The organism is Helicobacter canis (assembly GCF_900451095.1).
GTDB lineage: Bacteria > Campylobacterota > Campylobacteria > Campylobacterales > Helicobacteraceae > Helicobacter_B > Helicobacter_B zhangjianzhongii.
Genome location: NZ_UGHV01000003.1, coordinates 31,905 through 55,201, shown reverse-complemented (window position 1 = coordinate 55,201; position 23,297 = coordinate 31,905). Strand labels below are relative to the sequence as shown.

The following is a 23,297-nucleotide window of genomic DNA, read 5'->3' as shown; positions in this document are numbered from 1 at the left end:
AAACATTATCTTGAGTCAAGGAGAATCTATGCTAGAAATACGATGGCATTCACGAGCGGGTCAAGGCGCGGTAACAGGTGCTAAAGGACTTGCTGATGTGATCGCAACAACAGGGAAAGAAGTGCAGGCATTCGCGCTCTATGGCTCGGCTAAACGCGGCGCGGCGATGAGTGCGTATGATAGGATTGATGATGAGCCTATTTTGAACCACGAGAAGTTTATGGAGCCAGATTATGTGCTAGTGATTGATCCGGGGATCGTGTTTATCACGGATATTTGTGCCAATGACAAGCCCGATACCAAATACATCATCACCACGCATTTATCAAAAGAGGAGCTAATCGCCAAAAAGCCTGATTTGCAAGGCAAGACGATTTATACACTTGATTGTATTCAAATCGCGCTTGATACTATCGGCAAGCCGATCCCCAATGCCCCTATGCTTGGTGCGTTTGTAAAAATATCTGGGATCTTAGAGCTTGAGTATTTCAAAAAGGCTTTTACCAAAGTGCTTGGCAAGAAGCTTCCACAAGCGGTGATTGATGCCAATATGGAAGCTATACAGCGCGCGTATGATAGTGTGCAATAACCATAAGGAGTGAATATGAAAGACTGGACAGAATTAGAGATTGGCTCCGTATTGTTCCCCTTTGAAAAAGACGGGGTAGAGACTTTGCGCCAGCATAATAATGAGCGAAGCTATACTAAAGAAAGCTCCTATGGCACGAGTGTGGCGCATTGGCGGATCGATAAGCCTGTGCATAATAGCGAGATTTGTATCAATTGCTTTAACTGCTGGATGTATTGCCCTGATGCGGCGATTTTGGTGCGTGATGAGAAGCTAAAGGGTGTGGATTATATGCACTGCAAGGGCTGCGGTGTGTGCGTAGATGTCTGCCCGACCAATCCCAAATCCCTGCTAATGTTTAACAACCACGAATCCAATGAAGTAGCCCTTAGCAAGTGGCCCGCCAAAGAAGAAAAGAAAAAGAGAGAGGAGTAAGCTATGCCAAAAGTTATGGAACTCGATCAAGTAGTTGTCTGGGATGGCAATATGGCGGCGTGCCAAGCGATGCGCCAAGCGCAAATTGATGTGGTAGCCGCCTATCCCATCACGCCTTCAACGCCCATTGTGCAAAACTATGGGACATTTGTGAGCAATGGCTATATCGATGGCGAGTTTTTGCTCGTAGAATCCGAACACGCGGCGATGAGTGCTTGTGTGGGTGCGGCAGCGGCTGGTGGGCGAGTCGCTACTGCGACAAGCTCGCAAGGATTTGCGCTTATGGTAGAAGTGCTTTATCAAGCTTCTGGTATGCGCTTGCCAATTGTGCTAAATCTTGTCAATCGCGCACTTGCCTCACCGCTTAATATCCACGGCGATCATTCAGATATGTATCTAGGGCGTGATGCGGGCTGGATCAATCTCTGTGCTATGAATCCCCAAGATGCCTATGACCTTAATCTCCTAGCCTTTAAAATCGCTGAAGATATGCGCGTGCGCATTCCTGTGATTGTCAATCAAGATGGCTTTCTCTGCTCCCACACAGCCCAAAATGTCCGCCCATTAAGCGATGATCAAGCCTATGCCTTTATCGGCGAGTATAAGGAGAAAAACTCTCTTTTTAACTTCGAGCATCCAGCCACCTATGGCGCGCAAGCAGAAGAAGAGTGGCATTATGAGCATAAAGCGCAGCTGCATAATGCGCTTATGCACTCGCAAGCTGTCATAGAAGAAGCATTTAGCGCGTTTAAAGCACTTACAAATAGAGAGCATAAGATCGTAGAAACCTATGATATGGACGATGCAGAAGTGGCTATTTTCGCGCTTGGCACCACAGCAGAATCCGCTCGCGTAGCAGCAAAAACCGCACGGAAAAATGGCATTAAAGCAGGGGTGGTGAGTGTCAAAGTATTCCGCCCATTCCCTTACGCGCTTGTAGGAGAGGCACTAAAACGCACTAAAGCTGTTGGCATTATGGATAAGAGCTTGCCTGCTGGTGCTATGGGAGCGTTGTTTAATGAAGTTGGAGCGGCGTTGTATCAAGTGCCAGATTCTGCGCGTCCTGTGCTTAGTAACTATATCTATGGTTTGGGCGAGCGCGACATTACACAAGTGGATTTGGTGGAGATTTTCAAAGAGCTTGATAGTAATGCAAAAGCTGGCAAGCTCACGCACGCTACACAGCAGTTCATCGGCTTGCGCGGTCCTAAGCTTAGTTTCTACTAGAATCTAGAAATCTATATAAGGAGACATTATGGTAAGAGAAGTAAAAAACTTAAAGCAATTTTCTAAAGCGGCAGAGAAGTTTGAAGGCTCGCATATTTTATGTCCGGGCTGTGCGCACGGGATCATCATTAGAGAGGTGCTAAATGCCGTAGAAGGTCCCATTGTCATAGGCAATTCTACGGGCTGTCTTGAGGTCTCTACGGCGGTGTATCCACATACTTCTTGGGATGTGCCTTGGATACATATTGGCTTTGAAAATGGCTCGACTGCGGCAGCTGGAGCAGAGACGATGTATCGCGCATTGGCAAAAAAGGGGCGATACAAAGGCGAGAAGCCGAAGTTTGTCGCCTTTGGCGGTGATGGCAGCACTTATGATATTGGATTCCAGTTTATTAGCGGCTGCTTTGAGAGAGGGCACGATATGACTTATATCTGCCTTGATAATGAAGTCTATGCCAACACCGGCGGGCAGCGATCAAGCTCCACGCCCATTGGCTCTAGCACTTCGACCACGCCTGCTGGGAGTGCAAGCTATGGCAAAAAGGAGCGCAAGAAGGATATGCTTTTTGTGATGGCAGCACACGGCAGCCCCTATGTCGCCCAAGTAGCCCCAAACAAATGGAAAGATATGAACAAAAAAATCAAGCAAGCAATCGACACAGAAGGACCGACTTTCATCAATGCGATGAGTGCTTGCACGACAGAGTGGCGGTTTGAGTCTAATAAGACAATTGATGTCTCCGATCTTGCGGTGGATTCTCTAGCGTTCCCACTTTTTGAGATCATCAATGGTAAAGAGGTGCATATCACCTATCGCCCTAAAAACATTATCCCTGTGAGAGATTATCTAGGCGCACAAGGGCGATTTAAGCATCTCTTCAAGCCAGAAAATGCGCATATCATCGAAAAATTCCAAAAAGAAGTCGATGAGCGATGGGAGCATTTGCAAAGAATGGAAGAAGCAAATAAAATTGTTGTAGGATAACGCTTCACCTAGACTTAGATTCTAGGTGAAAAATTGTAAGAAAGGATTTATGATGAATGCTATAACTCGAGTAATGTATGGACTAGGATTTGTGTGGGCTATGGCTTTGCTAGGTGGCTGTGGCGATGGTCAATCAAGTGCAAATGCCCTAGAATCTATCAAGCAAAAAGGCAGTGTTACTATTGGTGTCTTTGGTGATAAGCCGCCCTTTGGCTATGTTGATGAAAAGGGGCAAAACGCTGGCTTTGATGTCTATATCGCCAAGCAAATTGCCAAAGATCTGCTTGGCAGTGAGGATAAAGTGCGCTTCGTGCTTGTAGAAGCGGCAAATCGCATTGAGTTTTTAAAGTCTAATAAAGTGGATATTATGATGGCAAATTTCACGCAAACGCAAGAGAGAGCGCAGCAAGTGGATTTCGCACGCCCATATATGAAAGTAGCACTAGGAGTGGTGAGCAAAGATGGCGTGATCACTGATGTATCCCAGCTCAAAGACAAAACACTCATTGTCAATAAAGGCACAACAGCAGATTTTTACTTCAGCAAAAACCACCCAGAAATCAAGCTGCTAAAGTTTGAGCAAAATACCGAGACTTTCGCGGCATTGCAAGATGGCAGAGGTGATGCCTTGGCACACGATAATACTTTGCTTTTTGCGTGGGCGAAGGATAATCCAAGCTTTGCCGTTGGGATTAAAGAGCTTGGGGAGACTGATGTCATAGCTCCAGCGGTCAAAAAGGGCAATACCGAGCTGCTAGAGTGGCTTAATGAAGAAATGGCGCAATTACAAAAAGATAAATTCCTGCTCCAAGCCTATCAAGAGACACTTGCGCCAATCTATGGAGATCTTATAGAAGCGCGTGATGTAACATTTGAGTAAGATAGCTTAAACGCCTGCTTTGAAGCGGGTGTTTATCCAGTATAATGCGCACTTATTTTTTGGATTTTAAGAACTTTGAGTAGGGCTGGTGTATGAGAGTTAGTATTGTTGGTAGTGGGTATGTGGGCTTAGTGGCTGGGGCGTGCTTCGCGCAGATGGGCAATGATGTGATCTGCCTTGATATTGATAAAGACAAGATTGCAAAGCTACAAAAAGGCGTTGTGCCAATTTATGAGCCGGGCTTAGGTGAGATGATTGTAGAAAATCAAGCCAAAGGCACTTTAATCTTCACAGATTCTAAGCAAGAGGCTTTTGCACAAGCAGAGGTGATATTTATCGCTGTTGGCACGCCTATGGGTGATGATGGGAGTGCGGATTTACGCTTCGTGCGTTTAGTGGCGCAAGATATTGGCGAGCATATCAATGACTATGCGGTGATCGTGGATAAATCCACCGTGCCTGTGGGGACTGCTAGAGAGGTGAAAAAGATCATTGCCAAAGCTCTAGGATCTAGGGGAAAAGCCATAGCCTTTGATGTCGTGAGCAATCCAGAGTTTTTAAAAGAGGGTGTGGCGATCAAGGATTTTATGAGTCCGGATCGTGTGGTGATAGGGAGTGATTCACCTAGGGCATTAGAGATTATGCGCTCTTTATACGCGCCATTTTTGGTCAAATCTGATCGGCTTATCGCTATGGGGATAGAATCTGCTGAGATGACAAAATACGCAGCAAATGCAATGCTTGCGACAAAGATTAGCTTCATCAATGAGATGAGTCAAATCTGTGAGCGCGTGGGGGCAAATATCAATGATGTGCGCCAAGGCATAGGTAGCGACTCACGCATAGGTTATAGCTTCATTTACCCGGGCTGTGGCTATGGCGGGAGCTGCTTCCCAAAAGATGTAAGGGCTTTGGAGAAAACTGCCCTAGATAGTGGCTACACGCCTAAAATCCTTCAAGCAATCGATCAAGTAAATCACGCGCAAAAACGCTTGCTTGTGCAAAAGATTTGCGCAAGATTTGGGCAAGATCTAGCAGGCAAGATTGTCGCTGTGTGGGGGCTTGCCTTTAAGCCAGAGACAGATGATATGCGAGAAGCAAGTGCGATTGTGCTGATACAAGAGCTAGTGAGCAAAGGAGCTAGGATCCAGGCTTATGACCCCAAAGCCACCGAGCAAGCACGCTTCTATCTGCAAGAACATCTGGATTCTATCACTTTTGCTACAAGTAAATATGACGCGCTAAAAAATGCCGATATGCTCGTGCTTGTTACAGAGTGGCGCGAGTTTAGAAGCCCGGATTTTGATGAGATGAAAAAGCTCTTAAAATGTCCCATAATCTTTGATGGGCGCAATATCTATCACACACTCAATCTACACGCCAAGGGCTTTGAATACCACCAAATTGGCGTAAGAGATGTAAGCGGTGCCAGCGTAGCACAAGACTAGATTCTAGCTAGATGCTATGGGTTGTGCGCTATCGCGGATCTTGATAGGTTGTAGTAGCACACGAGAATCTAGATTTATAGATTGCCACAGATTGCTTGGGTGTGATAGTGGGCTAAAGTAGGCAAGCTAGAGTAGGGAGATTGCAGATAGATTGAGAGCAAGGAGAGAGTATGGAAGCCACAAGCACGCAAAATATAACGACTATCAAGCCACTATTAAGCCTTGAAGACAAGCTTCTAGCACGCCTAGAATCACTGCGCCAAAGCAAGGTAAAAAGTGCCACTCTAAGCGATGAGACTTCGCGTGCGTGGATTGCTAAAAATCTCGCACTCATTGGCGTGCCTAGCAAGCTGCTTGATTGCTGTGTGGAGATTTTGGAGTATATGGGCGATATGCGGCTTGTGTGGTTGCATTTGCAAGAATGCACCGGGTGTAGTGAGAGCTTGCTGCGCACAGAAGAGCCCGGGTTTGATACGCTTATCTTTGATATATTTAAGCTGCATTATCACGACTTGATTCTAGCTGCAAGTGGGCATAACTCGCAAAAAGTCCTAGAATCCATTTCGCAAACGCCTTATATCTTGCTTGTAGAAGGCAGTGTGAGTATGGGCGCACAAGAGCAATATATCACCCTTGCTGGCAAAAGTGGCTATGAAGAAGCCGCACATCTAATCGCCCACGCCCAAGCAGTCCTTGCGGTGGGGACTTGCTCAAGCTATGGCGGGATACAGAGTGCCCACCCTAATCCTACCAACAGCTTTGCTCTTTATGAGGTGTTCCCGCAAGAGATTATGCATATACCCGGCTGTCCCCCAAGTGATAAAAACATCATTGGGAATTTGCTCTATGTATATTTGCTAGGTGAGCTGCCGCCGCTTGATGAGCTAAAGCGACCATTATGGGCGTATGCTAAAAGTGTGCATGATCTATGCGAGCGCAGGGGGGCGTTTCTTGCTGGGGATTTTGTGCAGAGCTTTGATGATCCATCTATGGCACAGGGCTATTGCTTGTATAAAGTAGGCTGCAAGGGTCCCTACTCGTTTAATAACTGCCCAAAGGTGAAATTCAACGCCAAGACAAGCTGGCCCGTGCAAGCAGGACACGGCTGCATAGGCTGCAGTGAGCCAAACTTCTGGGATAATTTTGGGCTAATTGAAAAGCCCATAAGCAATGAGAGTATTAAGGGCTTTGTGCCAAAATTTCCGCCACGCTTAGAGCCTCGTATCACAGAAGTAGCCTATCGCGATGAGAGTGCGCTACTTGAAGAAGTGCGGATAAATGGTGGCGTGCTGCTTGATTTGGATTCTAGTGTGGTGTCTTATGCTGTGCAAAAAGTGGATTCTAGTGTAAGCCTAGAATCCACAGAGTCGCTAGAGCCTGTGCTGATGCGCTATGAGCTAGCCGCTATGGAGGCAAACCCAGCCTTAATGCTCTCCACCCTAGAGTCTAAGGGCAAGCAAGGATCGCGCTTAGCGCAAAACTACAAAACCTATCTAGAATCTAGCTTTGCGCGTGTGCGCACTCTACCTACTACAAGCCATAGCACTAATGATTTACTCGCGTGGCTTGGGGGGTGCTATGGGCTATTAGAGGGGTTAGAGTCTTTAGAAGATCTAGCGCAAGCTGGGGCAGAGCTTTTGGCTAAGGCAGAGCAGTTTGCCTACCCGCACATAAGTCCGCTTGGATTTAAATGCAAAGAATCTAGCGAGATGATCACACTAGATTCTAGCAAGGCTTTAAACAATATGCTTGCCTATCGCATAGGTGGGCTAGATAGCTATGGTGTGTGCTTTAGCATAGCAAGCGATCTAGGCAGTGCGTTTGCGGATTTGCTACTAAAGTGGCAGATACAAGGGAGCATATATGTGTGCGGGAAAATGACTACTTCTAAGCCCTTTATGCGCGCATTAGCAAAGCCACTGCACACAAAGCATACGATCATCATCGCACAAATCCAAGACGCGTAAGGAAGCTGGCGCGGTGGATCGGGCTTAGTCCATAGTGGCGCAGTGCTTCATAATGCGCCTTTGTCCCATAGCCGCAGTGCTTTGCTAGCCCATATTGTGGGAATCGCTTATCTAGCTCTAGGCTTTCTCTATCTTTGGCGCATTTAGCGATAATCGATGCGCAAGAAATAGCTGCTACAAGCATATCGCCTTGGACTAGCGTCTCTAGTCGCGCGCCATTAGGGGGCTTGGCGTTAAAGCTTGTGTTGCCATCAAAAATGAAGCGATCACACAGCGGGGCAAAATGCTCCATAATCTCTTGTAGCGCATCTCTTAGCAACGCACTTAAGCCTTGTGTATCAATTTGCGCGGCGGATTTTTGCACAATATGCGTGGCAAAATTATCGCGCAAAGTGGATTCTAGGGCAAAGCGTTTGGAGCGCGAGAGCTTTTTACTATCTTTTATGCCAAGGGCAAAGAGATCTTCATTGTCATCACACACAAAGCCCGCGACAAACAGCGACCCAGCCACACAGCCTCTCCCTGCTTCATCAATCCCACAAATTAGTGCCATAAGACTCCTTTATGCTTGGATTAGCTCTTTTGCACGGGCAAAGAGCGCGTGCTTGGTGTTTGGCAGATGAGAGCAAATCACTTCATCTAGCAGTGTGTCTAAAAGCCTGCCGATCTCTCTGCCGTGTAGCGCGATACCTAAGCACGCTGCGATTGTGGCTAAGTCCTTGCCATTTATCGCAAGGGAGGTGCGATTGTAGCAGAGATTTTGTGCTTGGATTGTTGCAATATGCGTGTATAGGGGCGCGGCATAGGGCTTGCCGTGCAGTGTGGCTAGAAATGTAGCAATGAGCGCAAGAGACTCTAGCCCGAGTGTTTTAGCTAGGATTCTAGTGGATTCTAGGCTTTGGGAGCTAGGGAGATTGGCGTGGGATAGGAGCAGCTCGGTGAGCTTAATAATGCGTGATTTATAGCGCAGGGCTTTTAGGCAGCTTGTGGCTTGCTCTAGGCTAGAATCTAGCGCGTAAAACCACAGGCTTAAACGCAGAGCAAGACCAGAATCCACTTTTTCACTAGCGGCTATTTTTCTGTCATTGCGAGCTGCTGCGGCAGTGGTGCAGCAATCCACTTTTTCCCTAGAATCCACTTTTTTACTTTGCGGCTGCTTTTGATTTGCGGTGGGGCTTTCAAAAATGGATTCTAGGTTTTGTGTCTTTGTTTGTATGGATTGCCACGAAAATCCTTGCGGATTTTCTCGCAATGACGATAAAAGGGCGTTGCCCCTAGAATCCACTTTTTCTAAAGAAGCTACGCTTTGAATGTCGGTAGTTTTTTCACACGAGGCACGCTCGTCTTCTTCAAGGATTCTAGGAGTTCTAAAGAAACCTGCTGCGGCTTCGCCTTGCACCGCTATCGCTTGTTTTGCGGTGGGGCTGTGGTAGCTTTGCTGAAAAGTGGATTCTAGGTTCTGCACTTGTTTTGTAAAGCCGCTTTGGGATTCTAGGTTTTGCGATGAGAAAGTAGGGTTGTGCAGTGGCGAGCAAGGAGATAAGACTTGAGCGTCTATCGACGCAGCGAGCCACAAACTCCCTGCTTTATCGCGCAAAGCCGAATCCCCACCAAACAAAGCCGAATCCCTGCTGCTGTTTAAAGCTTCTAGCGTAGCAAGAGCGGCGATCATCCGCTCACTTGGGCGTAAATCCAGCGTGACTAAAGGCTTAGAAAACTCCACAAACACTTCTGCCCACACCGCGCCATAGCCGATAAGGGCTTTGGCGATGTGCGGGGCATATAAGATCTTGCTCCACTCTTCTTGCTTCCGCTCCGCGCTTATGGCGGCAAGCTTTTTGGCATTAGCAAGCAAGGCGGCGCGTGTGCTAGATTCTAGGGCAAAATCTAGCGTGGCTTGGAAGCGCAACGCCCGCAATATCCGCAGCGCATCTTCACTAAATCGTGCATTCGCATCGCCTACTGCCCTTAATGTGCGCGTGGCAAGATCATCTAGCCCATTTGTATAATCACAAATCCCATCGCGGATATAGGGCAAATAGCGATGATAGAGCGCGTAAGCACTAGAATCCACTTTTTGCTCATTGGAGCTGTGCTTGTGGCGCAAATGGGGATTATAGGCTAGGGCATTGCAGGTAAAATCGCGGCGCATAAGATCTTGTAGCAAATTATCTGTATAGATAACGCTGTGTGGGCGGCGATTGTCGCTATAAGTGGATTCTAGGCGAAAGGTCGTGATCTCTATGGTGGGGGGATTTGGCGTGGGGCTTGTGTGGGCGGGCTTTGTGGTAGGCTGTGCAAGGGGCTTTGTGGTGCTATGGGGCAGGAGTATGATCGTCCCAAATCGCTCGCCTAGTGTGATGATCGTGTGCGTTTTAGCAAAGATTGCTTGCATTTGCTGTGGCGTGGCATTGGTGGCGATGTCCCAATCTTTAGGCGTGAGACCTAGCAGGCTATCGCGCACGCAGCCGCCTATGACAAAGGCTTGGAAGCTATGTGTGTGCAGAGTATCGATGATGTCTAGCACATTTGCAGGGATTGCGATAGGGGGTGTAGCGATGCGCATAGAAGCCTTTATAATTTATAATAGCAATGTAGAGTTTAAGGAGATTTATTATACAATGAAAGTTTTATAAACTTTAAAGTAGCAAGGATAAAGTATGAGGACAGAACAAATCGCAGCAAAAGCTTTGGAGCGAGTCAATAATGATCGCTATGTGCTTGCAAATATGATTTTTAAGCGTGTGAAGCAGCTTAATAATGGCGCACCAAATCTCGTTGGAGCAAATATCAAGCTTGAAAAGCTGGCAGATGTCGCTATGCGTGAAATCGCTGAAGGGAAGCTTGTTTTAGAGCGGATTGATAATTTAGACTAGTGATAGCGCGATGGGTGTGTAGGAGTGGCATTTGGAAATTTTCACACAAGTCCAAGAGCTAAAGACTTTTTCCCAAGCAAAGGCACTGCTCTCTAGTCTGTGTGAGATCACACAGGGTATCCAAAGCGCGATTGTCTGTGCGCAAAAGAGCCACGAAGGGCAGTTTCGCCAAACAGGCGAGCCTTATATTGTGCATCCGCTGTGTGTGGCGTGCTTGGTGGCATTCTATGGTGGCGATGAGGCGATGGTATGCGCCGCGCTTTTGCACGATGTGGTAGAAGATACGGATATTGATCTTGATAGCGTGAGAGTGGATTTTGGTGAGTCTGTCGCCCAGCTTGTAGATGGGCTTACCAAAATCGATGAAATCCAAGCCGAAGAGCTTGATGATAAGATCGCAAATCAACGCCTAGCCGTAGCGGCACTTACTTTTAGAAAAATGCTTATTGCCGCAGTCAATGACCCACGCGTGCTTGTGATAAAAATCTGTGATCGCTTGCATAATATGCTAACACTTGGGGCATTGAGCGTGGAAAAGCAGCAGCGCAAGGCAAAGGAAACGCTTGTCGTCTATGCGCCAATCGCCCACCGCTTAGGGATCTCTAGTATTAAAAATGAGCTAGAAGATAAAAGCTTTTTATATATCTTTCCCCAAGAGTATGCCAAAATCCAAGATTTTTTGAAAAACAACAATCAGCCCTTGTTTTTGCAGCTCAATGAGTTTGAAAACAAAATCCAGCAGCTACTTTTGCAGCACGGCTTTGACCAAGGGCAGTTTGTGCTAGAGAGCAGGATCAAGCGACCATATTCTATCTATCTAAAAATGCAGCGCAAGGGCGTTGGGATCGATGAGATTCTGGACTTGCTAGCAGTTAGGATTCTCGTAAAGACTACGATTGATTGCTATAAGATTCTAGGGCTGGTGCATTTGGCGTTTAAGCCTATCATCTCGCGCTTTAAGGACTATATCGCCCTACCTAAAGAAAATGCCTACCAAACGATCCATACGACTATCTTTGATAAATCGCGTGTCTTTGAGGTGCAAATCCGCACCTTTGATATGCATAAAAACGCAGAATTTGGTGTAGCAGCGCACTGGAAATATAAAAGCGATGGTGTGATCGCCCCAAGCCTTGAGTGGCTACAAAATCTCCAATACCAAAACAACGATATTGAAGAGTTTTACGAGCTTGCCAAAAATGACTTATATCGAGAAGATATTGTTGTCTTCTCCCCTAGCGGCGATACCTTTAGCCTCCCGGCTGGAGCGGTGGTGCTGGATTTTGCCTATCTAATCCATAGTGAGCTTGGCGATCAGGCTAAGAGTGCGTATATCAACAATCAGCAAGTATCACTGCTACAAACGCTAAAATCTGGTGATATTGTCAAAATCGTTAGCGATCCTAGTGAAATGCCCAAATACACTTGGATCGATATGGTCAAAACCTCTAAAGCCAAAAACCACCTAAAAACCCAAGCGCAAAACCGCCTAAAAGAGATAGAGAAAAAGGCTGGGGTGAATATTTTAGCCACGATTTTTAGCAAAGATCCTGCTGTGTTTGCACGCTATTTGTCTATGCGCAATTTGGATTCTAATCTTGCAAGATGTGTGTATGATGAAGAGTATTTGCAGGAGCAATACACTGCGATCACGCAGAGCTTTGGGAATTGGTTTGCAAAAATGCGCTTCAATGTCCTAGCTCCAAAGCGTATCCAGCTAGAAAACTTTATCTTTGTGAGCAATCGCACGATCAATGGCGTGGCGTTTGACTACTGCTGTCGCCCAAAATATGGCGATGCGATGATGGCAGTGCTTAGTAATCAAAAGGCTATTATCCACCACAAGCTTTGTGATAAGCTAGGGCAGGCAATCAGCAATGGCGAGCCGATGGTCTTTGCTAAATGGGTGCAGGTGAGTAAAAAGGCATATAAAGTCATCGTATCTTTGGAGGATAGGGCAGGTGCATTGGTGGCGTTTTTATCCGTGCTGGCAAAAGAGCATTGCAATGTGATAGGGATCAGTTATTGTGGCTATGATAGGCAGGCTCCATCGCTTTATTGTGAGATTGTCTTTGATGTGGCAGATAAGAGCCATAAACGCATAAAAGAGCTATTATCAAGCAAGTTTGCTATTATAGATTTTGCGAATTTTAACGATGCGTATCAAAATTGAAAGGGAAAGTGATGTTGTCGCCACAAGAGATTAAAGCTAATACCCAGCAAGCTATGCAAGAAGTCGCGCGTGGGGCTAGTGAGTTTATCGGGCAGGAGTATATCGCAAGTCTTGTGGAGCGGTTTTATACCACAGGAGAGCGGTTTATTGTAAAGGCTGGGTTTGATCCTACTGCGCCGGACTTGCATTTGGGACATACGGTGCTTTTATCAAAGCTTGCGACTTTTCAACGCTATGGCGGTGATGTGAAGTTTCTTATCGGGGATTTTACAGCGACTATTGGCGATCCAAGTGGCAAAACACAAACGCGCAAGCAACTCTCTCGCCAAGAAGTAGAGCAAAATGCTACAACCTACAAGGAGCAGGTGTTTAAGGTGCTAGATCCTAAATATACAGAAGTGTGCTTTAACTCTGCGTGGATTAGCGAGCTTGGGACTGCTGGGCTAGTGCAGCTTACAGCGCAGTTTTCTGTGGCAAGAATGCTTGAGCGCGATGATTTTACTAAGCGATATAGAGAGAATCTCCCTATTAGTATTATTGAGTTTATCTACCCGCTTTTGCAGGGCTATGATTCTGTCGCGCTTAATTGTGATATTGAGCTAGGGGGCAATGACCAGAAGTTTAATTTGCTCGTGGGGCGTAGCTTGCAACGAGCCTATGGACTTGCTAAAGAGCAGTCTGTTTTAACAGTGCCTTTGTTAGAAGGGCTAGATGGTGTGCAGAAAATGAGCAAGTCTCTGGGGAATTACATTGGTGTTACAGAAAATCCTAATACAATGTATGCTAAGATAATGAGCGTTTCTGATGTGCTTATGTGGAAATATTATGAGCTTTTGAGTAGTAAATCGCTAGATGAGTTGCAATCTTTGCGCGAGGGCGTAGAGCTAGGAAGCTTGCACCCAAAGGCTGTGAAGCAGGCATTGGCTTTTGAGATTACTGCTAGATTCTATGATGAGAGTATCGCAGAATCTGCACAGATAGAGTTTGAAAAGGTCTTTGCTCAAAGGGAGATGCCAAGTGAGATTGCGACAAAAGAGTTTGACTCTGGTGTGTGGATCTGCAAGGTGCTACAAGATGGTGGGCTTTGCTCTTCTACCTCTCAAGCTAGGCGAGATATACAAGCAGGCGCACTTAAGATTGATCAGCAAAAGATCGTTGATGAAAATCTCAAGCTTACAAGCGGAGAATACATCATTCAAATCGGTAAGCGTAGGTTTTTAAAAGCTATTATACGATAAGGAACAAAGATGAGAAAACCTTTGCAACCATTAAAAATAGGCAAACACACGATAAAAATCCCCATTTTTCAAGGTGGTATGGGTGTGGGGATAAGCTGGGATGAGCTAGCTGGCAATGTCGCCAAAGAAGGTGCGCTTGGCATTATCTCTGCTGTTGGCACGGGATATTATAAGAAAATGCACTTTGTCGAAAAGCTTGTGCATAATAAGCCCTTTGAGACGATAAATTTCTACTCCAAAACCGCTTTGAATGAGATCTTTGCCAATGCGCGTAAGATTTGTGGTAGCAATCCACTTGGTGCAAATATCTTGCACGCGATCAATGACTATGGGCGCGTGGTGCGCGATGCGTGCGAGGCTGGGGCAAATATCATTGTAACAGGAGCTGGGCTGCCTACAAATATGCCAGAATTTACCAAAAATTTCCCCGATGTAGCTCTCGTGCCTATTGTCTCTTCTGTCAAGGCATTAAAGATTATTTGCAAGCGTTGGGAGGAGCGGTATAAGCGTGTCCCAGATGCAGTCGTGGTGGAGGGACCTCTAAGTGGAGGGCATCAGGGCTTTAAGTATGAAGACTGCTTTAAGCCGGAGTTTCAGCTAGAATCCATTGTCCCACAAATCGTCCAAGAAGCGAAAAATTGGGGCAATATCCCTGTCATAGCAGCAGGTGGCGTGTGGGATAGAGATGATATTGATAAGTTTCTCTCACTTGGGGCAAGCGGCGTGCAGATGGGGACACGCTTTTTAGGCACGAAGGAGTGCGATGCTAAGGCGTATCAAGAGATTATGCCCCATATCCAAGAAGCAGATATTGAGCTTGTGAAATCCCCTGTGGGCTATCCTGCTAGGGCGTTGCGCATAGGCGTGTTAAAGCGACTAGAAGAGGGCAATGCCCCAAAGGTGCAGTGTGTGAGTAATTGTGTCGCGCCTTGCCATAGAGGTGTAGAGGCAAAAAAAGTGGGCTATTGTATCGCCGATAGCTTGGGTAAGGGGCATTTGGGTGATAAGGCAGAAGGGCTGTATTTTAGCGGCGCGAATGGATATAGAATCCAAAAAATCATCAGTGTAAAAGAGCTTATAGAAGAACTCACGCAGGGGTAGTAGTGGGTGTGGCGAGTTTTTGTCTTTGTGTTAGGCATTTGTATCGCCAAGGCTCAAGCACTCCATATCACAAACTCTATCCCATTTGGCGCAAGTAGCCTAAAGGTCATATTTTCTTCAAGCGTTGAGGATCTTGCTTTAACGCCTGTTGCAATCTCTAGCAATGCTGTGTATATTGATATAAAAGCCGTGCTAGATAATGGCAAAAAGGTGTATTTCTTCCCCCGTAATGCCCAAGTAACCATCGCACAAAACACCCCGCAAATCACGCGTTTTGTCATCACTAATGGCAATGGCTTAGTCTATCAAATCAAACTTATGCAAAACAATCTCTATCTATCCTTTGTTGATAAAATTCCAGAATCCCCCAAGCCCCAGCCTAAGCCAAATCCACCCAAGCAAGAATCTAAGCAAGAATCACCCAAAGCCCCCCCTGCACCCCAAAAGCCAGTAGAATCCACCCCGCCAAAGCCAGCTTCATCAAACCCCACCCCGCCAAAATCTACTCCGCCAGCACCTTCGCCAAAGCCCACAACAAGCCCCGTGGTAAAGCCTAAAAAAGGCTACAAAGTCGTGATTGATCCCGGGCACGGGGGTAAGGATTGCGGCACGCTTGGGGTTACAAAAGTATGCGAGAAGCATATCGTGCTAAAGGTTGCTACACATTTGAACAAGGAGCTAAAAAAGCGCGGCTATATCACCTATATGACACGCGATAAAGATGTTTATCTTAATCTCAAAGAGCGCACCGATTTTGCGAATGCCAAAAATGCGGATTTGTTTGTCTCAATCCACGCTAACTCTGTCCCCAAAACAACCAAAAAATCCCCCAAAGGCGTGGAGACCTACTTCCTATCAACGGCTAGAAGCGATCGCGCCCGCGATGTCGCCGAGCAAGAAAACAAAGATGATATTGATGTGATGAATTATTTTTCTAAGCAGACTTTCTTAAACTCGCTTAACTCTCATCGCCTGCTTGCCTCAAATAAGCTTGCTATCGACATACAATATGGGATTTTAAAAAAGCTGCGCCAGAATTATCAAGGCATCACAGATGGCGGTGTGAGAGAGGGTCCATTTTGGGTGTTGGCTGGGGCGTTAATGCCATCGGTGTTGATAGAAATAGGGTATAATTCTAGCCCGATTGAAGCCCCACGACTAAATAATGATGCCTATCAAAAAGATCTAGCCAAGGGGATTGCTGATGGGATAGATGGATTTGTCGCAAAAAATTTTTAAGCTATGCTAGGATTGTGAATGAAGGGTGTTGAGAGTAAAATTATCTTTTCTTCGGTGTTTTTCTTTTTTGTCGTGTTTGTATTGCTTTCGTTGATTGTATCAAGCCTTAGCTCGACATTTTCGCAGCTTTTTTTGGTGTTTTCTTATCCACATAGGGCGTATGACTTTACAAGTGATTTACTGCTTGTGTGCTTTGTGGCGATGTGCGTGGTGTTTATCGTGTATTCTATCCGTCGCAAAAAGCACAATACAACAGAAAAGGTCGCGGCATCTATCATCGGCTTGGTGGCTTTGCTTGTGCTGGTATTTCGTATTGCTCAAAGCATTATGCAAAATCAGCCCGATGAGATCGCTTATGCCTTTAGCGATACGCTTGGCGGGGTGGTTTTGTGGAAGATTGCTGATATTAGCGTGTATGTGTTTGTGTATGTGTGCTTTATCTTGCTCCCGCTTGCTCTGCCTGCGTGCAAGATCCGCTTAAATATCTTTAACAAATGGGGCGAGTGGCTTAGTGCCTATATGCCAAGTATCAATACGACATTATTTGTGCTTTTTGCCTATGCGATACAGCCCTATTATGGCAAGTCTAATCCACTTTTATATATTGATTTATGGCTATTTTACTTTGGGTTTTTGTGTGTGGTGGTAGTGCTATATCGTAATAAAGAGCTATTTGGATTCTATGAGTATGCCAATTTGCTCTGGCTTGTGGTGGGGGTGGTGGTGTTTTGTTTATGCTCTAAAATCATCGCACAAGCTGATTATACCAACACGCGCACGATGTTTCTTCTCATCGGGCTTATGGCGTGGTGTGGCGAGTGGATGTATGCCTCACTGCACGGAAATATCAAGCCTAGCAGCTTAAAAAGCTTATTAAAAAAGGGGCGATAATGAAGCTAGAATCCACTTTTGCGCATTTAAGAGAGCAAGAAAGGGTGAAGATCGTCTTTGTGTGCTTGGGGAATATCTGCCGCTCGCCGCTAGCAGAGGGCATTGCCAATGCCTTGTATAAGCCCCACGCTAACGCCCCAAAGCTAGAGTTTTCATCAGCTGGGACTTCTGGCTTTCATAATGGCGATCCCATCGACCCTCGCTCCATTGCTATTGCGCGAGAAAATGGCATTGATATAGCGCATTACACAAGCAAGCAAGTAAGCCTCTATGCCCATAGCGATGTGGATTTGCTAGTGGCTATGGATAGGAGCAATTATGCTACGCTTATAGCTATGGGATTTGAGAGTGATAAAATCGCCTTGCTGGGGGATTTTGGACTAGATGGCGCAGAAGTGCCAGACCCCTACTATGGTGGGGCAGATGGCTTTGCGAAAGTATTTGCAATGCTGCAAAGTGGTATAAGTAATTTGCTAGCTAGCTTGTCTTATTCAAGGAGTGGTGTATGGAAGAGATTGTAGTGTATGGGATCAAGGCTTGTGGCAGTGTGCAAAAGGCACGCAAATATTTGGATTCTAGGGGGATTGCGTATGAGTTTATTGATGTAAAGACCACGCCGCTAGAATCCACTTTTTTAGCGTGGCTTGCGGAGCAAGTAGGGACAGAAGTGCTGCTAAACACCAAAGGCACGACTTATAAAAAGCTTGGGCTAAAGGCGCAGGATTTATCGCAAGAGCAAAAGCTCCACGCAATGCTAGAGTATCCGCTGCTTATCAAACGCCCTGTGATTGTCTATACACATTCAGGCAAGAAGCAAGTGCTTGTGGGCTTTGATGAAAGTCGCTTGGCAGAGGTATTTGGCTAATGGCTAGAATCCACTTTTTGATCCTATGTGTGCTTGCTAGCCTTATGCTAGGCTGTGCCAAAAAGCAGGTAACCACCATAGCAAAAGATGTGAGTGCATATCCGCAAGATGCACGATTTTATGTTTTGCCTAGCAATGATAGCGTATCAAAGCACCCTAGCAATGCAAAAGCGATAAAAGAAGCCTATCTACAAGCGCATTTCTCCCCCTGGTCTGCCAAGCCAAACCCTGATGTCAAAAGCGTGTTTTGGGTGCAAGGCTCTTTACGCAGTAAGCCCGGATTTGGCGAGAATCGCCTGCCTAATACCAAGGAATTTACGCAAAGCATTTTAGAATCTATGGATATTGCGCGCTATCCTAGTGTTGCGCAAAAGGCGATTATCACGCAAGCTACCAATGTCCGTGTCGTGCCTAGTGAAAAAATGCGCTTTGATACAGAAGATGACTTCCCCTTTGATCAATGGCAGAATTCGTGGATTTTTGCTGGCACGCCTGTGCTGATTACACACTATGATACGACCAAGCGTTGGGCGCATATAGAGAGCGGCTTTGTGGCTGGGTGGATTCTAGTAAATAGTGTGGGGCTAATTGATGAGAAGCAAATCGCGCGGCTAAAAAAGTCTTCTTATATCCTGCCAGAGCGCGATAATATCCCCCTCTATCATAAGGGCAAGTTTCTTGCCAATGCGCGAGTAGGGCAGATCCTCCCCGTGGTAAAAAGCCTAAAAGAGCGCGATATAGTGCTAGTGCCAATGCGCGATATGCAGGGCAAGGCGCAATTAGTAGAATCTAGTATCGCCGCAAGAGATATAGCAAGCTTCCCTAGGGACTTTAGCCAAGCTCGCAGCGCAGATCTTATCAACACAATGCTAGGAGACAAATATGGCTGGGGCGGCTACCTAGCAAGCAGAGATTGCTCGGCGTTTATCCGCGATATTTTTGCTAATTATGGGCTATATCTTCCTAGAAATTCTCTTGCCCAAGCGCAGGTAAAAAAGAGTATGCAAGATCTCTCGCATTTATCTCGCAAGCAAAAGGAGCGTTACATCATAGAGCACGGCGTGCCTTTTGGCAGTGTGCTTTATCTAAAGGGGCATATTATGCTCTATATTGGCGAGTATGAAGGGCGGGCTATGGTAGCACACAGCGCGTGGAGTGTGAAGACCTCTACACTCTTTAGGAGGTATAAAAATATGCTAGGAGGCGTGGTGATCACAAGTCTTTATGCTGGCAAGGAGCATAATGGTGCATTTTCTAAAAAACTTTTGATTGATAGGGTTACAGGTATTACTAATTTTTATGACTTATTGGAGAATCCACAATGATGATTATTAGATATTGCGTGTTTGCGCTGTTTATGGGGCTTAGTGGCATTGGAGCAGAGCCTAGCACAGAGCAAAAGCCGCTTGTGCTAGTGAGTGTGCCGCCGCAAGCGTATTTTGTGCGTGCGATTGCAGGCGATAGCGTGGAGGTAAGAAGTGTGGTGCCAGCTGATGTATCGCCTGAGACTTATGAGCCTAAGCCCAGCCAAGCGCGAGCATTTATGCAAGCAGCAGTATTTTTTGGCGTGGGTATGAGCTATGAGGCTAGTTTGCAAGCGCGTCTAGCAAGCACTAATCGCGCCTTGCTTTATGTCGATCTTGCGCATATAGTTTTAGATCACGATAGGCACGATGAGCACACACATACAAAAGTGGATTCTAGCACTCACGCCCACGATCCGCATATTTGGCTTTCACTAAAGCTCGCCAAGCCTAAGGCGCAAGCTATGTATGAGCGTCTTTGTGCCATTAACCCTGCTTATAAAGATAGCTATGCAAAGAATCTCGCCGCGTTATTCGCTAGAATCGATAGAATCCAGCGTGATCTAGGGGCAATTTTAAAAGAGCAAAAGGGTAGGGCATTTTTGGTGATACATCCGGCATTTGGGTATTTGGCACAAGAATTTGGGCTTGAAGAAATTGCCCTAGAAGAAGATGGCAAGGAGATTAAGCTAAAGGCATTAAACCGCTTGCCAAAAATTGTAGAGCAAAAGCGTATCCGCACACTCTTTATCCAGCCGCAGTTTGACAAAGAGCGCGCAGAATCCATCGCTAAAACACTTGGCTTAAATGTGGAGATTCTAGACTCCCTAAATGAGAATTGGGAAGAGAGCCTCTATGCCTTTGCGCACAAGATTAAGGAGCAGTAATGCGCGAGATTCTGCGCTGTGAGGATCTGCATTTTGCCTATGATGGTATGCAACACAATGCTTTAGAAAATGTGAGCTTTAGCGTGTATGAAAATGATTTTTTAGCAGTGATTGGTCCAAATGGAGGGGGCAAAAGCACGCTTGTCAAGCTGCTTATCGGGCTGCTTATGCCCTGCTCTGGGGAGATTATCTACCCAAATCCAAGCATATACCACGCAAAAAGTCTTATCGGCTATGTGCCACAAGACACAAGTATCAATGTAGATTTTCCCATTAGCGTGCTTGATGTGGTGCTAATGGGCTTTATGGAGCCTAGAATCTTTGGCTTCCGTGCGACAAAGGCGCAAAAGCACAAAGCCCTAGAAGCACTAGAGAAGCTAGAGATAGCGCATTTAGCGCGTAATGCTATCGCAGAGCTAAGCGGAGGGCAAAGGCAGAGAGTGCTGATCGCTAGGGCATTATGCGGAGAGCCAAGGCTACTTGTCTTAGATGAGCCTACTTCAAGTATCGATACAAAAATGCAAATACAAATTTACAAAAGTTTAAAAAAAATTAACAATTTTCATACTATAATCCTTATCAGTCATCACATATCGGTCTTGTTAGGTTACGCCAATCGTGCGCTATTTGTGGATAAAAAGGTCATTGAACACACGATTCCTAGAATGCAAAGTGCCCTAGATACACAAGGTGATATTTGGGGGCATATTTGCGAAGTCGATTTATTTGACAAACTTTGTGCCAAGTCTAAGGAGAAGTGAGAATGGAAAATAATTTTGATGTTGTGATTATTGGAGCTGGTGTGTCTGGGTGTGCGTTGTTTTGGACGCTAAGTGAATACACAGATATAAAGAGTGTCGCTGTGGTGGATAAATGCCCAGATATTGCTATGGTGAGTTCTAATGTGCGTGCCAATTCCCAAACGATCCACGATGGCTCAATTGAGACAAACTACACCGCCCAAAAGGCAAAGAAAGTCAAGCTTGCTGCGCAAAAGGTTACCAACTACGCGCTAAAGCACGATTTACAAAATAAAGTCATCTTTAAAACACAAAAAATGGCAATAGGTGTAGGCGATGCAGAATGTGAGTTTATGCACAAACGACATCAAGAGTTTTTGTCTGTGTTTCCTGATTTGCAGTGGTTTGATAAGCAGATGATTAAAGAGATCGAGCCAAGCGTTATCCTAGGAAGTGATGGCAAGAGTGATCGCCCTGAAAATGTCGTAGGATCTGGATATAGAGAAGCGTGGTGTGCTATGGACTTTGAAGGACTAAGTAAAGATTTCGCCACACGCGCACAAGAGAAGAATCCAAACAATAAGGTGTTTTTGAATTTTTGGGTTAAAGATATTAAGCGCAATGATGAAGGGTATTATCTTATCTCCAAAAGCGGCGAGGTGATCACTGCGAAGTTTGTGCTTGTCAATGCTGGGTCATACTCACTTGTTTTAGCGCAGTCTATGGGCTATGGCACTGATCTTGGGTGCTTACCTATTGCTGGGAGCTTTTACTTTGTGCCTGATTTGCTAAAGGGCAAAGTCTATATGGTCCAAAATCCAAAGCTACCATTTGCTGCAGTGCATGGGGACCCTGATATTAGCATATCGGGCAAGACACGGATTGGACCAACGGCTATTGCTATGCCTAAACTTGAGCGATCAAAGCATTGGTATAGCGGTATTAGCTTTGAGCTAGGGAAAGTTGATTTTCATAGAGAAGTATTTGGGGTGTTGTTTAATCTACTCAAAGATGCAGAGATCCGCTCTTATGTGTTTAAGAATATCGTGTTTGAGTTGCCGTATTTTGGCAAGAGATTGTTCCTAAAAGATGCGCAGAAGCTGATCCCATCGCTAAAGCTTGATGATATAGAATATGCTGAAGGTTATGGTGAGGTGCGTCCTCAAGTGGTGGATAGGACACAAAAACAGCTAGAGCTTGGAGAGAAAAAGATCATCACCAATAAAGGCATCACATTTAATATGACACCATCGCCCGGTGCGACAAGCTGCTTGCAAAATGCCTTTGTCGATACACAAGAAATCGTCAGTTACTTGCAGGCAAATTTTGATAAAGAACGCTTTTTGCGCGATTTATCTCCAGAAGAGCTAGACTCATAGATTCTAGGTAGTATTTAGGGCGTGGGTGTGCTTGAGATTCTAGGTAGTGGCGGATTTTTTCAAAATATTATTATCACATCTGTGCTGCTAAGTATATGTGCTGGGCTGATTGGCTCGCTTATTGTGGCAAATAAAAGTGTGTTTCTTGCCGGAGGGGTGGCACACGCGGCATTTGGTGGGGTAGGTGTGGCGGTGTTTTTGGGCTGCAGTGTGCTACTAGGCGCGCTAGGTGCGGCATTGATTATGGCTTTGATTTTGCTCTATGCGACTTTGTGGCACAAGGGTAGGCTTGATACTTTTATCGCTATTGCGTGGGCATTTGGTATGGCTCTTGGTGTGGTGCTTATAGAACTAGCTCCGGGCTATAAGATCAATATGGAGAGTTATTTGTTTGGCTCGCTTGCATTTAGCACTAAAGAAGATATATATATGCTCTTTGGATTTGATGTGGTGCTTATCGCATTTGTGGTTGTGTTTTATAGGGAGATTCTAGCGGTTTTGTATGATATGGAGTTTAGCCGATTAAAGCGAGTGCCTACTAAGCTTTTTGTTAGCGTGATTTTTGTGCTAACGGCATTTGGCGTGGTGCTTGGTATGCGTGCAGGGGGGCTTATCTTGGTGATTTCTATGCTCTCTATCCCAGCATATATAGCTATGATGTTTGCTAGAAATCTTGCTATGCAGTTTTGTTTATCTCTTGGTGTGTGTTTGCTGTGTATGTGTGGGGGGATTTGGTTTTCATTTGTGTATGATGTGGCACTTGGGGCGTGTATAGTGCTTGTATCAGTGGGAGTGTTTGTCTGTGCGCTTGGTCTGCGCTATATAATGGGTATATATCAAAACAAAGGAGCTATATGAGCGAAGAGACAAATAAGGATCTGGCATTAAGCGTGGCAAAAAAGTCGATGAAAATAGTGATTTTCATAGGAATGTTTGCTGTGGTGTTGCTTATGATCAATATTTATGTGATGATGACACAAATCACTGCAAGTGCGCAGCTAAGTCGCAAGCTACATACCATAGAGCGTTCTTTGGGGCTTGATGTGGATTCTAGTGTAGCGCAGGGGTCTCACAAAGAGCGTGAGAAATAAGGG

At 45.7% G+C, this 23,297-nt stretch carries 23 protein-coding genes; 21 read left to right on the top strand and 2 right to left on the bottom strand.

Annotated features, from left to right (window positions below; all coding sequences use genetic code 11):
• The first annotated feature begins 28 nt into the window (after positions 1 to 28).
• From DX060_RS10055 to DX060_RS10025, 7 genes are all read left to right on the top strand, one after another.
• Positions 29 to 589: a pyruvate flavodoxin oxidoreductase subunit gamma gene (locus DX060_RS10055; RefSeq protein WP_115012422.1), complete on the top strand. Its 561-nt coding sequence runs from the start codon at positions 29 to 31 to the stop codon at positions 587 to 589.
• A 15-nt stretch (positions 590 to 604) separates the two neighbouring features.
• Positions 605 to 1,003 (top strand): 4Fe-4S dicluster-binding protein, encoded by a 399-nt coding sequence (locus DX060_RS10050; RefSeq protein ID WP_115012421.1) that lies wholly within the window; start codon positions 605 to 607, stop codon positions 1,001 to 1,003.
• 3 nt (positions 1,004 to 1,006) lie between these two features.
• Complete coding sequence (locus DX060_RS10045) at positions 1,007 to 2,230, top strand: 2-oxoacid:ferredoxin oxidoreductase subunit alpha (protein ID WP_115012420.1); 1,224 nt, start codon at positions 1,007 to 1,009, stop codon at positions 2,228 to 2,230.
• Positions 2,231 to 2,258: 28 nt separating this feature from the next.
• Complete coding sequence (locus DX060_RS10040) at positions 2,259 to 3,215, top strand: thiamine pyrophosphate-dependent enzyme (RefSeq protein WP_023930047.1); 957 nt, start codon at positions 2,259 to 2,261, stop codon at positions 3,213 to 3,215.
• Positions 3,216 to 3,267: 52 nt separating this feature from the next.
• A complete protein-coding gene (locus tag DX060_RS10035) occupies positions 3,268 to 4,095 on the top strand; it encodes a cysteine ABC transporter substrate-binding protein (RefSeq protein ID WP_115012419.1) in 828 nt (275 codons plus the stop codon).
• A gap of 92 nt (positions 4,096 to 4,187) precedes the next feature.
• Positions 4,188 to 5,543: a UDP-glucose dehydrogenase family protein gene (locus tag DX060_RS10030; protein WP_115012418.1), complete on the top strand. Its 1,356-nt coding sequence runs from the start codon at positions 4,188 to 4,190 to the stop codon at positions 5,541 to 5,543.
• A 170-nt stretch (positions 5,544 to 5,713) separates the two neighbouring features.
• The gene (locus DX060_RS10025) at positions 5,714 to 7,510 is read left to right on the top strand and encodes a hydrogenase small subunit (RefSeq protein ID WP_115012417.1); all 1,797 of its coding nucleotides are present in this window, start codon (positions 5,714 to 5,716) and stop codon (positions 7,508 to 7,510) included.
• Here the strand turns inward: DX060_RS10025 and DX060_RS10020 are convergent.
• Both DX060_RS10020 and DX060_RS11590 read right to left on the bottom strand, forming a co-directional pair.
• The gene (locus DX060_RS10020) at positions 7,485 to 8,063 is read right to left on the bottom strand and encodes a ribonuclease HII (RefSeq protein WP_115012416.1); all 579 of its coding nucleotides are present in this window, start codon (positions 8,061 to 8,063) and stop codon (positions 7,485 to 7,487) included. The two genes, DX060_RS10025 and DX060_RS10020, sit on opposite strands and share 26 nt — an antisense overlap.
• Positions 8,064 to 8,072: 9 nt before the next feature.
• Positions 8,073 to 10,076 (bottom strand): CCA tRNA nucleotidyltransferase, encoded by a 2,004-nt coding sequence (locus tag DX060_RS11590; protein ID WP_181814308.1) that lies wholly within the window; start codon positions 10,074 to 10,076, stop codon positions 8,073 to 8,075.
• A 94-nt stretch (positions 10,077 to 10,170) separates the two neighbouring features.
• Between DX060_RS11590 and DX060_RS10005 the strand changes: the two genes are divergently transcribed.
• From DX060_RS10005 to DX060_RS09940, 14 genes are read left to right on the top strand one after another with little or no spacing between them, the layout of a single operon-like run.
• A complete protein-coding gene (locus tag DX060_RS10005; protein ID WP_115012415.1) occupies positions 10,171 to 10,386 on the top strand; it encodes a DNA-directed RNA polymerase subunit omega in 216 nt (71 codons plus the stop codon).
• A 31-nt stretch (positions 10,387 to 10,417) separates the two neighbouring features.
• The gene (locus DX060_RS10000) at positions 10,418 to 12,559 is read left to right on the top strand and encodes a RelA/SpoT family protein (RefSeq protein ID WP_115012414.1); all 2,142 of its coding nucleotides are present in this window, start codon (positions 10,418 to 10,420) and stop codon (positions 12,557 to 12,559) included.
• A gap of 11 nt (positions 12,560 to 12,570) precedes the next feature.
• Positions 12,571 to 13,797, top strand: a complete 1,227-nt coding sequence (gene tyrS / locus DX060_RS09995) for a tyrosine--tRNA ligase (protein WP_115012413.1) — start codon at positions 12,571 to 12,573, stop codon at positions 13,795 to 13,797.
• A 9-nt stretch (positions 13,798 to 13,806) separates the two neighbouring features.
• Positions 13,807 to 14,898: a nitronate monooxygenase gene (locus tag DX060_RS09990; protein ID WP_115012412.1), complete on the top strand. Its 1,092-nt coding sequence runs from the start codon at positions 13,807 to 13,809 to the stop codon at positions 14,896 to 14,898.
• A 6-nt stretch (positions 14,899 to 14,904) separates the two neighbouring features.
• Entirely contained in the window at positions 14,905 to 16,137 is a 1,233-nt protein-coding gene (locus tag DX060_RS09985) for an N-acetylmuramoyl-L-alanine amidase family protein (RefSeq protein ID WP_115012411.1), read from the top strand.
• Positions 16,138 to 16,155: 18 nt separating this feature from the next.
• The gene (locus DX060_RS09980; RefSeq protein WP_115012410.1) at positions 16,156 to 17,028 is read left to right on the top strand and encodes a hypothetical protein; all 873 of its coding nucleotides are present in this window, start codon (positions 16,156 to 16,158) and stop codon (positions 17,026 to 17,028) included.
• Positions 17,028 to 17,549, top strand: a complete 522-nt coding sequence (locus tag DX060_RS09975; protein WP_115012409.1) for a low molecular weight protein-tyrosine-phosphatase — start codon at positions 17,028 to 17,030, stop codon at positions 17,547 to 17,549. Before DX060_RS09980 ends, DX060_RS09975 begins: the two co-directional genes overlap by 1 nt.
• Entirely contained in the window at positions 17,534 to 17,893 is a 360-nt protein-coding gene (locus tag DX060_RS09970) for an arsenate reductase family protein (protein ID WP_115012408.1), read from the top strand. The genes DX060_RS09975 and DX060_RS09970 overlap by 16 nt, the downstream gene beginning before the upstream one ends.
• Positions 17,893 to 19,218, top strand: a complete 1,326-nt coding sequence (locus DX060_RS09965; RefSeq protein ID WP_115012407.1) for an SH3 domain-containing C40 family peptidase — start codon at positions 17,893 to 17,895, stop codon at positions 19,216 to 19,218. Before DX060_RS09970 ends, DX060_RS09965 begins: the two co-directional genes overlap by 1 nt.
• Positions 19,215 to 20,084: a metal ABC transporter solute-binding protein, Zn/Mn family gene (locus DX060_RS09960; protein ID WP_115012406.1), complete on the top strand. Its 870-nt coding sequence runs from the start codon at positions 19,215 to 19,217 to the stop codon at positions 20,082 to 20,084. Before DX060_RS09965 ends, DX060_RS09960 begins: the two co-directional genes overlap by 4 nt.
• The gene (locus DX060_RS09955; protein WP_115012405.1) at positions 20,084 to 20,845 is read left to right on the top strand and encodes a metal ABC transporter ATP-binding protein; all 762 of its coding nucleotides are present in this window, start codon (positions 20,084 to 20,086) and stop codon (positions 20,843 to 20,845) included. The genes DX060_RS09960 and DX060_RS09955 overlap by 1 nt, the downstream gene beginning before the upstream one ends.
• 2 nt (positions 20,846 to 20,847) lie before the next feature.
• On the top strand, positions 20,848 to 22,203 hold the full coding sequence (locus DX060_RS09950) for an FAD-dependent oxidoreductase (protein WP_115012404.1): 1,356 nt from the start codon (positions 20,848 to 20,850) through the stop codon (positions 22,201 to 22,203).
• 27 nt (positions 22,204 to 22,230) lie between these two features.
• On the top strand, positions 22,231 to 23,061 hold the full coding sequence (locus DX060_RS09945) for a metal ABC transporter permease (protein WP_181814307.1): 831 nt from the start codon (positions 22,231 to 22,233) through the stop codon (positions 23,059 to 23,061).
• On the top strand, positions 23,058 to 23,294 hold the full coding sequence (locus DX060_RS09940; RefSeq protein ID WP_115012402.1) for a DUF5408 family protein: 237 nt from the start codon (positions 23,058 to 23,060) through the stop codon (positions 23,292 to 23,294). Before DX060_RS09945 ends, DX060_RS09940 begins: the two co-directional genes overlap by 4 nt.
• Positions 23,295 to 23,297 lie beyond the last annotated feature (3 nt).